The 14,485-nt window shown below is 37.2% G+C and carries 13 protein-coding genes; all 13 read right to left on the reverse strand.

Going from position 1 to position 14,485, the window contains the following annotated elements:
* Positions 1–6 precede the first annotated feature (6 nt).
* Genes AACT23_RS15285 through AACT23_RS15345 form a run of 13 tightly spaced genes read right to left on the reverse strand, consistent with a single transcriptional unit; the run spans position 7 to position 14,483 of the window.
* On the reverse strand, positions 7–1,092 hold the full coding sequence (locus AACT23_RS15285; RefSeq protein WP_094127770.1) for a glycosyltransferase family 4 protein: 1,086 nt from the start codon (positions 1,090–1,092) through the stop codon (positions 7–9).
* A complete protein-coding gene (locus tag AACT23_RS15290) occupies positions 1,092–2,207 on the reverse strand; it encodes a glycosyltransferase family 4 protein (RefSeq protein ID WP_094127773.1) in 1,116 nt (371 codons plus the stop codon). The genes AACT23_RS15285 and AACT23_RS15290 overlap by 1 nt, the downstream gene beginning before the upstream one ends.
* Positions 2,208–2,209: 2 nt before the next feature.
* Positions 2,210–3,406 carry a glycosyltransferase gene (locus tag AACT23_RS15295; protein ID WP_094127776.1) on the reverse strand — a complete coding sequence of 399 codons (1,197 nt, stop codon included), beginning with the start codon at positions 3,404–3,406 and terminating at the stop codon, positions 2,210–2,212.
* Positions 3,403–4,821 carry a glycosyltransferase gene (locus AACT23_RS15300; RefSeq protein WP_094127779.1) on the reverse strand — a complete coding sequence of 473 codons (1,419 nt, stop codon included), beginning with the start codon at positions 4,819–4,821 and terminating at the stop codon, positions 3,403–3,405. Before AACT23_RS15300 ends, AACT23_RS15295 begins: the two co-directional genes overlap by 4 nt.
* A gap of 3 nt (positions 4,822–4,824) precedes the next feature.
* Positions 4,825–5,811 (reverse strand): glycosyltransferase, encoded by a 987-nt coding sequence (locus tag AACT23_RS15305; RefSeq protein ID WP_094127782.1) that lies wholly within the window; start codon positions 5,809–5,811, stop codon positions 4,825–4,827.
* Complete coding sequence (locus AACT23_RS15310) at positions 5,808–6,920, reverse strand: glycosyltransferase family 4 protein (protein WP_094127785.1); 1,113 nt, start codon at positions 6,918–6,920, stop codon at positions 5,808–5,810. Before AACT23_RS15310 ends, AACT23_RS15305 begins: the two co-directional genes overlap by 4 nt.
* Before the next feature lie 16 nt (positions 6,921–6,936).
* Positions 6,937–7,902, reverse strand: coding sequence for a hypothetical protein (locus AACT23_RS15315; protein ID WP_094127788.1), 966 nt, complete (start codon positions 7,900–7,902; stop codon positions 6,937–6,939).
* Between the two features lie 12 nt (positions 7,903–7,914).
* Positions 7,915–8,520: a histidine phosphatase family protein gene (locus AACT23_RS15320; protein WP_094127791.1), complete on the reverse strand. Its 606-nt coding sequence runs from the start codon at positions 8,518–8,520 to the stop codon at positions 7,915–7,917.
* The gene (locus AACT23_RS15325) at positions 8,492–9,691 is read right to left on the reverse strand and encodes a glycosyltransferase (RefSeq protein ID WP_094127794.1); all 1,200 of its coding nucleotides are present in this window, start codon (positions 9,689–9,691) and stop codon (positions 8,492–8,494) included. Before AACT23_RS15325 ends, AACT23_RS15320 begins: the two co-directional genes overlap by 29 nt.
* A gap of 20 nt (positions 9,692–9,711) precedes the next feature.
* Entirely contained in the window at positions 9,712–10,881 is a 1,170-nt protein-coding gene (locus AACT23_RS15330; RefSeq protein WP_094127797.1) for a glycosyltransferase, read from the reverse strand.
* Positions 10,868–12,400, reverse strand: coding sequence for a polysaccharide deacetylase (locus AACT23_RS15335; RefSeq protein ID WP_141195545.1), 1,533 nt, complete (start codon positions 12,398–12,400; stop codon positions 10,868–10,870). Before AACT23_RS15335 ends, AACT23_RS15330 begins: the two co-directional genes overlap by 14 nt.
* A gap of 2 nt (positions 12,401–12,402) precedes the next feature.
* The gene (locus tag AACT23_RS15340) at positions 12,403–13,770 is read right to left on the reverse strand and encodes a hypothetical protein (RefSeq protein ID WP_217899555.1); all 1,368 of its coding nucleotides are present in this window, start codon (positions 13,768–13,770) and stop codon (positions 12,403–12,405) included.
* Positions 13,767–14,483: an ABC transporter ATP-binding protein gene (locus AACT23_RS15345; RefSeq protein ID WP_094127803.1), complete on the reverse strand. Its 717-nt coding sequence runs from the start codon at positions 14,481–14,483 to the stop codon at positions 13,767–13,769. Before AACT23_RS15345 ends, AACT23_RS15340 begins: the two co-directional genes overlap by 4 nt.
* Positions 14,484–14,485 lie beyond the last annotated feature (2 nt).

Below are 14,485 nucleotides of genomic sequence, written 5' to 3' on the forward strand. Positions count from 1 at the left end.
CTAAATTTAAAATTCGTTAACAATTGACTGGGCAGTATCTTTCCAAGAATGGGGTCGATATTCCGCCTTGATACGCTCATTTAAAGCAAGCAGTTTACTTTTATCTGACACGAGCTCAAGTATTTTTTCAGCCCATACATTAGGAGAATACGGGTCCAAAAGAATTGTAAGCTCTGGTGCGATTTCGATCATACTGGATGAGTTAGATGCTATACAGGCCTTTCCTCGCTTGAAACTTTCTGATATTGGAAGCCCCCACCCTTCATATAAAGAAGGGAAAACTGTAAACAGAGCAGCTTTGTATAGAGTCTCAAGCTCTCCATCTGAGACATCTTTGAGAATCTGAACTTTGCCAGACAATAGAGGATCATTATCTATTTGGAAAACCAAATCTCCATTCATCCACCCCTCACGCCCTATCAGGTACAAAGTTGGAACTTCATCTCGTTTGCGTGACGCCAACATAAGCCTATATGCATCCAGAAGCATATTTTGATTTTTCCGCTTTTCTAATGTACCTACGCATAGGATGTAGTCTTCATCATTCTCAATCGATGTCGTATTTACTTCTTCGAAGTCCTCACCAAGTCGAATGACGATCTTTCTAAACTGATTTTCACCACTATAATGTGCACATATATCCCTTTTTGAGCACTCAGAAATAAAATAAGCGACGTCACAAAGATCTAATGTTTCAGAAATAATATTACCGTAGTACTCCCCAAAACCCTTTCCATACTCATAAAAATAAGGAAACTTTGTAGGGATCAAATCATAATATAATTGATAGTACTTTACACCAATGCTTTTAAGTCTTTTAATCTCTGTATTATAAGATGCATATGCCCAAGTAGCTCCTAGAGATAAAAGTATGTCTCCCTCTGACATATTGGCTGCAATCAACTCCTTTCCAAGTAGGACATTATCATTTGGAAGCTGGTAAAAGCTAGCTAACTCATCATTAATAAAAACCCGCTCAAATTTACAACCAATCTCAGATAGTGCATTTTCAATAGAATAGACAGTCCTTGGGATGCCCGTTAAAGTACCATCCCAATCTTTAATTGTTGAATAGTCTAACCAAACTTTCATTAATGGAACTCCGAAACAAGGAACTGCTGTAAAGCTCTAGCACTCTTCTTCCAAGAGAAAGGTACATAGATAGAACTTACCTTTTGAGTAATTTCATGAAGCCTTTCAGGATTTGATAACATTATCAATGCATTAGTCCATTCATTTACATCAAATGGATTGATATGAGTAACTAACTGGGGTGCTATCTCGACTAAACTAGATGAGTTCGAGGCAATACATGCTTTACCATATCTTAAGCTCTCTGCCACAGGTAAACCCCAGCCCTCATATATCGATGGGTACACTGTAAAATCACAATTTGAATACAAATAATCCAACTCTTGGTCACTCACCCCTTCAAGGATTTCTATACGGCCTTTTAAAAGCGGATCATTGTCAATTTGATAACGAATATCTGAGTTTAACCACCCTTCCTTACCGACAATATACAACTTATATGGAAGCACTTTGTCTTCGAGGAGCGCATTACGAAAAGCATTTAATAACAAGATATGGTTTTTTCGATACTCGATAGTACCAACTGAAAGAATATATTGACTGGTATACTTCCGTCGAAACTGTTCGACTGTCTCTTTTGAAACTTCTATCGTAGAAAACTCATTGATATCATCTCCAAGCCTAAATACCCCCGTCGGTGGAACATCAATACCCTCCACATGACAAAATGCCTTAAGATCTCTCAGCGAGTTATCCGAAATTGCAACAATCGCATCACTAGATGCCACCATACTGCGCAACCAAGCGTTATATATATCTGGAAAACCAGGGCCATATGAATGAGGTAGCTTCCAAGGTATAACGTCATACAATACTGAGACGACCGATGCTTTCCTTTTTCGATATTGATTTAAGTTCCTTTGATTGTCAGGAAAGTCCCAATTAGGAGCAGCCGTTAATACGACATCCCCTTCAACAATCTCAAATTCATTGCCGACAGAAAGGCTATCAAGTTCAAATGAGTTTGCTAAACTATTTTCATTCACAACAATAGGTATTACACGCTGGCCTTCTAATGTGCTAAAACCCTTAGCCAGTGAATAGATGACTCTCTGTATACCAGTAAAGTGACCTTGCCAATTTTGCAGAATGGTACAATCAAAAAATACACGCATCCTTAATTACTTCCTCTGAAAAATTCAATGACCAGCTCTTCGCTTGAAAATTTGGAGAGTATGCCATCCCATGTTAGTGCTGCAATACATTTCTGTCGCTGGTAGTGATGGTCACTTACATGCATTTTATCCATTGCCGAAACAAACTCTTCAACACTATCGACAACAAGAACACCGTCTTCATCTTCATATTCTTCAAACCCTCTGAATGCGAATGAAGTCGCTATAACCTGCTTACCAGAAATCAATGCCTGAGATGTTTTAAGATTACTTCCAGCACCTTCCCATATTGGTAGAATAATTCCATCACACGCTTGAATTGCGCCATCCAAGTCTTCGATACTCACAGGACCAACCAGATTGAAACACTCTTTACACCCTTTGTCCCAAACAGGGTCAGCTTTCAAGCCATTTGCAACACTACCCAAAACCCAAATTTTTGAATTGAGCGTTACGGAGTCAGTACGTAAGTGTTGTTGCAAGTCCAATAAACCGTTAATGTTGGGTGGATGCCAACTACCTACAAATATCCAATTCGCACCATCTTCTACTGCAAACTTTTCTTTCCAAGAACTAACACACGACTCATCAGTCGCCCTATTATTTCCATTTGCGACAACGACTATAGGCGAAGATTGATTATATTCAACCAAGTATTCTTTTTCTTGCTTTGAGACAGAAAGCAGTAAATCAGCTCGTTTTGTTAGGCTAAGTTCTATATCCCTTACTCTTTGAGTCAAAGACTCAGCTTTTTCCTCAGGAAGTAAGTCGCTATAAATTTTTTTCTTCAGTACATGTTCAATATTATGCGAACTATAAATAATTTTTGTACTTTTAGCTAAATAACCGTCATTCAAAAGGCTCTCAACAACTGGCCATAAAAATGGTTGCTCAATTAAAATGTGAGTTGGCGCGTAGCACTTAATTTTATTTCCAACTTCATTATATAATGCCATTGAGCTCTGAAGATATTCATCAATCGCAATATCGCCCAATAAATAATGACCACCTTGTTCAGCATAACGATGCGATGATAAACTTACTTCAAAACCAGAAAGACTATCACTGTCTTCCCAAGAAAAGGACACTGTTTCAATTTCTGAAAAATTCGAAAACCCTTGCTTTATATAATGAGACCTAATTTTTCCACCATGATCTAATTCAGTAAGGCTGTAAGTGGTAAACTGAAGAATCTTCATTTATTTTCCTTTAGTTGTTCTACAAAGTCTGCAAAATCAGATGAATGATCTTTCCAGAATTCTCTTTGATCTTTACTAGGATTTCCCAAGTTTAAAAGGCTATACGCATAATAAACTGCTAAATCAGTAGTCCTTTGGGACGCAGCGTAGTTGACTTCATCTAGAAAATCACTGGTATATTTAAAGTTTTCTATCCAAAAATCTGTTGCGTCACTATTTGGTTCTCCAAGCCCTATAGCTAAATAAGTTTGATATACAATCGCTCTATTCAAATATCTTGAAGCTACGTTGATATATAGTTCGTGCAGAGGAGATAAAGAGATGATACATCGAACTAAGTCATCGTAGCATTCGTCCCACTCTATGAAGTAAGGACTTTCAACAGGCTGCAAAAACTCAATATTGCAAACAAGATCCACCAATTGGTTAGGGTTATCCATATCAAAGTAGTATGGCATCGAACCGGCGAACTCGCCGAAGACTGGTAACTTATTGGCAAGTACCTTTCCGTTGAACAATAAGCCTTCTGCTACTGGTAGCCCATAACCTTCATGCAGTGAAGAACATATGACGGCTTGAGCTGATTTATATAAGTCATACAGCGCATCGTCATTAATTGAAGACATTATTTCGATTGGATAACCAGACTCTTTGATTTTCCTAACAATATTATCATCAGCCACCTTACCAACTATTTTTAGCTTTAACCCCCCTCCTTTTTCCCAATATTTAGCGAGAGATTCAATCGTCTCCAAATAACCTCTACGTTTCTCAATGGTACCAACCATTAATAAAAAGTCATTTGGAATATCACTCTTTGCATTATGTCTAGGAAGGTTAACATCTATAGCGTCAGTCCAGAAAATCGGTGCTATTTTTGACACTTGAACCTTAGGCACTGAGCTGCCTTCCATTTTCTTTCTATCAAGATACTCAATCACCTGTTGTTTTGTGGCGTGAGTAGGTGTTAAAAGTGAATCTGAATATTGAATTATTTTTTCAAAAGCCGTTCTAAAAACTTTTCTATCTTGTTCTGAAGTAAACTCACGCTCGTCCAATGGTATCAAGTCGTATACCATTGTAATAATTATGGCGCCTTTTGATTTGAAATATTCATACCATTCGTATATTTCACATGACCAAAATGCATCTGGACAGAAATAAATATCATTATAAGAAATTTGAACAGGCTCATAATCCTTTACTGTATCCAAAGACATTGTTGTGGCATCATCTAGGGTATAGTAATTCCCAAACTGCCCACATATAGGAATAACCTCAAGCTCTAACTTTTGAGCTATGCTAGGGATCCCATCAAGAAATTGCCTTACTACTCTTTGAACACCTGAAACAATATTAGTACGAATAGTAGAAGTACAATCGATGAACAGCTTCTGTCTTCCATGTTTCAGCATAGATTACCCTTCCAATAATTCTAGATAGTGTTTGTATAAATCATTTACCACGCTAGACCATGAAAATTGACGCGATAGTGGTTCACATTTATGTTCTTCCGATATTAAGGTCGCAATTCCGGAAACGATCGACTCAATGTCATCAGGATCAATAAAAACAGCATTGTTCTCAAAGTACTCAGTGGTTGAGCCCACATTAGTAATCAATATAGGTATACCTGAGGCAGAAGCTTCCAAAGCTGCTATACTAGGGGTTTCCAAGGTACTGGGCATTACAAAAGCTCTGCTATTTGTGAAAGCACTTTTCAACATATTGGAACCATACTCTAATGGGCCTATATGGATAACATTACTTCCCCCCACTTCAAAAACCTCACGAGCATAATCCTCGTCCCGAACATTACCTACAATTACGAGCTTTAGACTTTTGTCAACCTCCAACATCCCTTTGACAAACTTCAATTGATTCTTTCTAGGTTCAACATTAGCGACATTCAGTAAGTAACTATTTTTCTCAAGTCCAAAAGCATCAACAAAACTCGAATCACCGACAGGCTCGAAGTATTCATTCTCGACACCATTATAAACAACCCTAAATTTTTCAATAGGCATGCCATATACTTCGGCTAAAGAATAAGCTTCTTGCCAAGAATTCACGATTATTCGATCGGCCAAATTTATCAAAGGCCATATTTGATCGTGGGGATAGTCATACATTGTTTCTTTAGTAACCCAAAGGTTAGGGCTAATAACCAGCTTTAAGCCGATATTTTTCATATACTCGCACAACTGATAAGAGCCAGGCATTACTGAAAAAAAGTGGAAAATCTTCGCTCCTGATAGACTAGGGCTCCATTGATCAAACAAACGGACATCGAGTTCATAATTTGCTTCTAAGTGGCTTTTGTATGCCAAGAGCTGTCGCTCCCCTCCTCCTGGACAAACCATAGCCCAAGGGTAAACGCCAAAAAGTACAGAAAGTTTATTCATAATAATCTCTTCCCTATGAGCTTGCTGTGCCGCCCTTCGAGAAAATTCAATATCTGCTGAGAGGCATTAAGCCAACTAGTAGATTCAAATTGTTCGTTTATGTTTGCGACACTAGCGTTGTAAAAGTCCTTATCATAATAAAGAGAACTGATCTTCTCAGCCCAATCATAAGGATCAAGCGTACGAGCCATATGAGTCAAGCCGGGGGCAATTTCAGGTAAGCTTGTATTGTCAGATATAATGCAGGGTTTTCCGTAATTCAGACTCTCTGCAATAGGTAGCCCCCACCCTTCATAGATGGATGCATATAAGGTAAATAAACAGTTTCGATAGAGACAATCCAGCTGAGAATCTTTAGCTGAGTCTATGAATATTATTTTTCCTTTAAGAACAGGGTCATTGTCTGCCTGATACTTTAGATCGAGATCCATCCACCCAAATCGACCAGCTATTACAAGCTTAGGAAGGTTTTCTAGGCCTTGTTTTACTAGTTGTCGGTAAGCATTAATTAAAGTAATATGATTTTTTCGAAATTCAATAGTACCTACGGAAAGTAAATACTCACTTAATCCGTAAGAAGATAAAAACAATTCTTCTTCTGGAGTATCTAGTATGTCGACTGAGTGAATTTGATCAGCCAACCGAACAACTTGTACATTGTTTTCATTCAACTCAGCACTATGCAAAACTAAATCTTTCTTCGAATGCTCAGATATTGTGAGATGATAATCGAAAGACTTAGTAGCTTGCCCGAACCAACTAACGAAACGATCACAAAAACCTGGTTTGAAAGAATGAGGTATAACGATTGGTGTCAGGTCATAATAGAGATTCACACAATATGCACCAGACTGCTTTGCGTTTTCAAAAAAACACAAGTTTTCCATTCGATCCCAATTAGCACTTGCGGTGAAAACAATATCACCTTCTTTTAGGTCGAGAACCTCATCCGATCCACATAAATATCCAATACCATCATGAATATAAAAAAACGTAGTATCTGCTCGTAGCTCTTTGAACCCTTGAGCGTAGCCATGTACAACCCTTTGAATACCAGTGTGCTCACCTTCCCAAACAAGTATTTCTGTAGTATCGTAAAAGAACTTCATATATTACCCATAAGAGTTAACTACGGTTGACTCTATTTATAAAATTAACTAAATTTTTTAGTGCATTTCTGGCGAGATAATTTGTGGCTTCTTGCTTCAATACACTAACACCATTTGGTGCTCTAGTGTCTAAGCAGCTTACTAACCCTTCGTCACTTGGGTCAAAAAAAGTACAGTGCCCATTAAAGTGCTCTCTAGTCCATCCACAATCAGTAATACAAAGGTTATTATTTAGGATAGCAGCCTCAATGCTAGAAGTTCCTGGCGAGTCTAATGGTAGCTCCAAATATACCTTACTATTATATATTGCAGATAAGTGGAGCTCCGACATGTAATGCATTGGTGGTATGAATAGTATATCATTACTACCATTAGCAAAAGATTTACATTCATCAAGATATTTTTTATCGCGAGAAGCACCTGATATGACTAAGTTTACATCATAGTCTTTTAGCAGTTTAATGATGGACAGTTGGTTTTTTTGAGGCTCGATTATTCCATTCCAAAGAATATAGTCATCCACATCATAGACTTCTTTAAATAGTTCACTACCCTTATAGTTAAATATTGAATCATCCACAAATGAAGATATTATAATTCGTTTGTTATCTGGAATATCAAAATACATTCCAAGTTGAGATAACTCCGCTTGACTTTTAATTACTACAGCATCAAAACGATTTACTTGCGTCTGCAAAAATGCCAAGTAATCTTTATTAGGCTTATCAATAAACCACAAGTTTGGCCATAAAATCAATAACTTATCATTATTCTCTATTCCATCAAGAAATATATTAACCCCATTGCCAAGTGAGAAATAAATAACAACATCATAGCTATCAATATCAAGGGATGCACTTCCATAAACATCACATAAAAAACCTAACTTATTCAACTCTTTATGCAGATTTTTTAATTCTTGCTCCCCTCCACCTTGGTGCAGGTAAGCATCAATACTTGTCGCTAACAAAATTCTTTTCACGTTCCTTCCTTATTATTCTACATTCAGAAATTGGACTCGACCTTGATTATCAGAGTTGATCGATATGTTCAAAAGTCCGCAATTAGGAATTCGGAAGCTTGGATAGTTTGATATATCCATATTAAAATAATCATGTAATATTGCACAAAGCGTACCTTCGTGACCAACAATTAAAATATTATCGCCTAAACACCAAGTAGTTTTTTCAAGGTTAAACCAATTGGAGGCTCTGCTAATCATTGAATTTAATGATTCCCCCTCTGGGTATGATAAATCTGCATTCAAACCTTGATATTTATACTGAGGGTGTTTCTCATAAAGCTCTTCTATCGTCAGACTACTAAAAGCACCTGTGTTTACTTCCATTATATCTGGAACTAAAGTTATGTCTGACAAGTTGAGAGGTGCAATAGTTTGAGTTGCCCTTACGAGGGGGGAGCTATATACTTTGTCAAATGTTATGTTTGATAGCTTCTTACAAACTCTTTGTGCTTGTTGTCGCCCTAAATCTGTAAGAGGAAAGTCTCTTTGTCCACAAACCAAGCGTTCCAAGTTAGCTTCACTTTGACCATGCCTAAGAACGAAAATATTAGTTACTGCTAAATCCGTAATCATCATAAATCTCCACTTGACAGTCTAAGTCTCTATTTTTCAAATCATCTTTATGTGAAAAATCACTGTCGATTAATTGTATACGTTCTTGCATCAAAGATGAAATAACCTCGATAGAGAACTCTTCCTTTAATCTTGCTCTTGCTTTTTGAGCTTTGTGTATATGCTCACTATAGTTTTCATATACCGACCTCATAATACTAATTGCAGAATCTAGCTTTGGTTCAGCCCAAACGTCGCTTGATTTATAACGTAGTCGCTCATGTCCGATTTTGATCAAGCTACTTTCCACCAAATTAGTATCTTTGTGTCTGCAAAACTCCATGTTTCCAGAGTAATCTGTCGTTATGACAGGAATACCTTTTGCCATTGCATCAGATATTGTCAAACCAAAACCCTCTGCGCGGTGTAATGACACGTAAACATCAGCCGACTCGTACAACTTATTAATTATTTCATCTGGTACGTACCCATCAATTATGGTTATGAATGAGTAATTCATTGCTATATTTTCAAGTATCTTTTTTAGTCTGGTATCATATTCTAAGTTACTTACCTTTATTACATACTCTACATTATCGCTGAGACTAAATGCTGATATAAAAGAGCGTATACTAAATAATATATTTTTCCGCTCTGCATCTGAGTACGTATTAAATATTGACAAATATCTCACACAAGTAACATCACACTTACCTGCTAACTTTTGGCTTATATTATTTGTAAGACTCTGGTTTTCTATCAACAGCGGAATATTCATTACAGGTATATGAGCAGTTCTGATTATCGCATTTTGACAAAAAGCTGACGCTGTCCAAACCTCATTAAAGTAACGTAATTGACTAGCCCACTGTGAAGGTATTTTTTGAACCTCACAAAACCAATAGCCAATATTATAAAACCCATCTAACGCTCCTTGAGGTACCTGAGAAAAGTAATGTGGTACCCAGCGCGCACTAAATTGGAAAATATTTATTTTATATCTTAGGTTCTTAATCAACTCGTCATCGATTAAGGTATCATTTCCGCTTTGTCTAGCTACTGGCCTAGATAGTACATATTCGTCTACTTCAATGCCTGCATGTTTCAGGCACTCTAGATTCAACGCAGCAGCTCTACCTATACCATCACTAGTCTGATGAGAACCAAAAAAGTTTACCCCTAACTTAGTAGTCACTTAAATTCACCGTCATAACTTTACTTATCTAATTCATCGATAATATTAAGCATAATCGACGTTCTTTCTTTCCATGTGTTTTTTCCGATCAATAATTCTCTATCAGCCATCGGTATTTTTCCTCTACCTATAAGCTTCTCTGCGACAATAGAAAACTCAATTGTTGAGCTAAACCGTTCTACATATGGACTTTCAATATCTTTTATTGCATGAAGTTTAGTAGATACTATCGGTAAACCAGCAGCTATAAACTCATAAAACTTCATTGGGAACATCGAGTTTGTATAATCGTTGATCTGAGATGGCAATATGCCCAGGTCACATTGAGATAGCACATCTGGTAATTCACTATACGGAACATAACCTATTCGTCTAACATTTGTAGACCGTGATATTTCCTCTAGCACAGATGACGCTTGACCTTCTCTTTCTTCACCAACTAGAATAAACTCATATTGTGGATTATCTTTAACAATTAGGTTTAGTAATGGAAAATCTAATTTAAAATCAGATAACACTCCATGGTATACGATTCTCTTAACATCGTTCGATTCATGCAGAACTTGTGATTTAGAGAAGTGTTCATAGTCTACCACATTAGAAAGATAGGTCACCTTAGGATTATAACGCTCACATCGCTCTTTAAGCTTTGGTGCCGTGACGAAAACATAGTCACAGTGACTTAAAAAATCCCTCTCCATTTTGTTGAAGCTTAACTTATCAACACCTGGCACACTAGACAAATCATCAACGCAATGATAGACAAGCTTTTCATGTTTTCTTTTCAGAACAACATCCATTATATATGGATGGTAAGACCAAATAATATGCTGTTCATTCCCTATCACTCGTTTAATAAGATAGTTTAAAAGAATGCTATTGAAGACTTTCACCATCTTCACTTTCTTAAAGAATGGTGACACTAGAGGAGAAACTACAAATATATTTTTTTCTACTTCATTAGGACCTAATATGAAAGTTTTAAAACCAGACCATGCTCTAGAAATTATTCTACTTAGATCCAAGGAACTGCTAATCTTTGGACTTCTTAATCCGACACTCTCAATATAAACAACTTTGAATCCAGCCCTCGCAAATTCTTTAGCTGTATGTTGTTTGTTCGTTAAATATTTTGTATTCCAGTCGGCTGTTGAAAGTACAACTATGGTATTTCTTTTATCGGAGTTCAACTTTAATATCCTGCCCTTTGTACCTAAAGTAAGGTAGTAATCTCTGTGGGCTAGTTAACCCATCTACTATTCCTCTATATCCTGACTCTGTTTTAACAAAAATAACTTTCGATTTATCGAACATGAATCTGAGAGTGTTTATTTGATCGGTAAACAAAGGGTTTTTCGCTTTCGTCTTCATATAACGAATAAATTCAAGGTGAATATTTAAACGTTGTTCTTCATTTATCCACCCATATGTATATCGCTCAGAAAAAGGATGATCTAAATAGCCAAAGAATGATTGAGCTAAATACGTTCGGTCAAAAGATTCCTTATATACCATTATTGGATCTTCGGCATTAAGAACACAATCTCCATGGAGCATAACTTGCTGGGTATGGCCTATAAATGCTTCTAAACCCTCTATTTCGCCACCTCTCGCGTACACAAACTCGGGATCATTCATAACAATTCCACCCACACAGCCTTTATACTCTGAGTCTTTCAAAGCCTCCAAAGCAAACCGAGGAGCATGATGGAATGGAGTCACCGCAAACTCAACATCAACCCCAAATCTTTGTTTAATGATCGATTTTGACGTCTGAGCCTCGAACATAGCTGAATCATAACTTCCCCCCCATTGAGGGGCATGGGTATGGGTGTGAGAAAGTATTGCTCCACCTTCCATAATAAAACGGCTCACAAATTCATCATGAACACCACTCTCTAAAATTGACGTATGCAATGCCAGTGAAAGAGGTACATTCTCAAGCTTGTAAGCTTCATAGAGATACTCAGCAGAAGTTACATCTTCATCGCAATCTAGCCTCATTGTAATAGCGCTATCATATCCCCAAGGGATGTCTTTGAGAACAGGTAGGCAACTCAAATTATTTGTACGATAATCACTGACAAAGTTTTCTAATAAAATCCACTCATGTGCGTCACAAAGGCCTACATTCCTATTTACCCAAAAAATGCTGTCAGACTCACTTTCCAAAAGTGAGATATAGGAGATTTTATTCCCCACACTATCAGAAACCCAAGCAATGGAGGAGTCAATACTACACAAGCAATTACTCGCTAAGCTCCAATTAGATTGTCTAGAATCAATAAAACCATAATCCAAATTGTTCCACTCTCCCATAAAATCATATCTTTGGGTCGGCTTTGAAAAAGCGTAATTGAATTCTTTTTCAGGTCTAGGAAGAAACTCTATCTTAGCAGCACTAGAACTATACCGATAAGTGTCAGCTTCTCGACTCTCAATATCTACGAAGTTAAACCCGTTAACGTTTTCTATATTATGCTTTTCTTTAAAAACCTTCGGCAAAGCACCAAAAATAATCACCTTCTTATTACTTGTATTAATTTTAACTTTGTCGTCAATACATACAAATACAATTACAGGGTAATCATCCAAGTTATCACTGGCATTTTTTACAGCAATCATAGGCGAAGAAAAGCTACGACAAAGAGCTCCTAACACTAAATTGAAGGCCGTCGAATTACTCTCACTTCTAATTAATGCAATCATTTCTATACCACATGTCTAAACTTCGCTCTTCTACCTACAGTCACTAGATCTTTCATCTCGATAAACTGTACAAGTAAGTCATGTTTCCAAAAGTGATATGCCATATCTTCAATGAATTTATGATCGGCATTTGCTTCAGGAACAATATTCAATACTGGTTTTTCGCCACGCGTATCTATCTGAAACTGTGTAACACTGCCAATTCGATGGTCAATGATATCCTGAATATAATGCGTCGCATACTTTATACCACCTATATAAATATAATCATGAATACGACCGACCATATTACTCAATATCATACCATTCTTTTCATCTGATATTTCTGCTATATCTCCCGTTCGATAACGTATAAGGGGCATTAGTGTATTTCTAAAGCCAGTCATAACAAGCTCACAGTTTGATGACTCATCAACGGCATTTTCAGCATAAACTTCCGAGTCAAGCACATACATTTTCTCATCACTATCAAGCTCATAAGCACTAATGCCAAACTCTGCAGAACCATATCTATTTATGACTTGGCAGTTTAATGATGCTTTTATGTTTTCTCGGACACCTTTATCAAGCAATTCTCCGCTTGATTCAAACACTTTAATCGATGGTGCAGCTATATTCTTTTCGGTAAGATAATTTGCTATTGCGTGGACAGTCGAAGGATGAGCATGAATTAGGTAAGGAGAGCGTATATTTAGGGTATTAATAATTTCTTCAATCCCCTTTTCATCAAGTCTATCGAAGAAAATATTACTACGATTCATCGCCAAGCACTTTAATGTTTCTCTATTAGGCCAACTCGCAGGTTCTTGCCCAGGAAAACGACATGCAAAGTGCAACTCACTATGATATTTTCTTTTCGAAATTCGCTCTCTTGTATAAATTGACACTGCTGTAGCATAATCTGCTGCTGCTTGGTCATAAAACAACGAACATGAAGCTCCCGTCGAGCCCCCCGTTTTACAATGGTGATGCCTAATCTCTGACAGAGGCTTAGAAAGTAATCGCTCAGACTGTTCTCTGATAATATCCTTTGTAAGGAACGGTATATCCTTTACATAATTGATATCCCTCTGAATCTTTTTAAGATCAATATTTTTCTTTTTAAAAAGCTCTTTATAATAAGGAACACTTACGCTAGCAGACTCTAATATATTCAATAGAGATTGCCTACTTTGCTCCTTTCTTACCGAGTAGGGCTGGCAATAATGGCTTCTAAGCTCTCTTACTTTAGCACTAACATTACGCTTCTCTGTATACTCTGATAACGGATATGCACAATAAGCACTAAATAGGCCCTTGACATTTCTTAGGCCTCTTTTGTAAGTGAGATCGGCTAAAAACTGTAGAGCCTGATTGTTTTCACTTATCATTGAAGAATCTCATCCTTAGTGATTACCCCATGTTCCATGAATATTCTTCGCGTGCAGACAGTCTCAATAAGTGCTGGGTCATGTGAAGCAATAATCAATATAGATGCTTTATTGATTAGCTCATCAAGCCTTTTTTTAGCCTTCTGACTGAAAGAAGCATCACCAACACTTAACCATTCATCCATGATAATAATATCAGCATCAACGCTAGTTGCTATCGCAAACGCTAGTCGCAACATCATACCACTTGAGTATGTTCTGACTGGCAGTGATAAATACTCACCTAATTCAGTAAACTCAGCAATCTCATCAACTCGGCTCTTTATATCCTGCAAAGTCATGCCATCCATGACTCCCTTCAGATAAATGTTCTCATAGCCAGTCGCATCAGGATCTAGCCCCATAGACACATCTAGTAATGATGCAATTTTTCCATTGCAAGTTAGGCTTCCAGAAACTGGTGAGTACACTCCCGTAAGAGCACGAAGTAGGGTTGTTTTACCACAACCATTATGACCAAGAAGGCCTACTCTCTCACCACTTTTCACATTTAAGTTAATACTATCAATAGCTCTAACAGTTGGATGCTTTCCAGCATCATTACCAATCCTGCCACCAGTAGTCATATTGATAAATTTATTTTTTAACGAGCGATGCGAGTTATCAAAAATAGGAAACTCGACCACCAAATTTTCAACAGATATTTCGATCATAT

The organism is Vibrio sp. V09_P4A23P171 (assembly GCF_963875615.1).
Classification (GTDB): domain Bacteria; phylum Pseudomonadota; class Gammaproteobacteria; order Enterobacterales; family Vibrionaceae; genus Vibrio; species Vibrio anguillarum.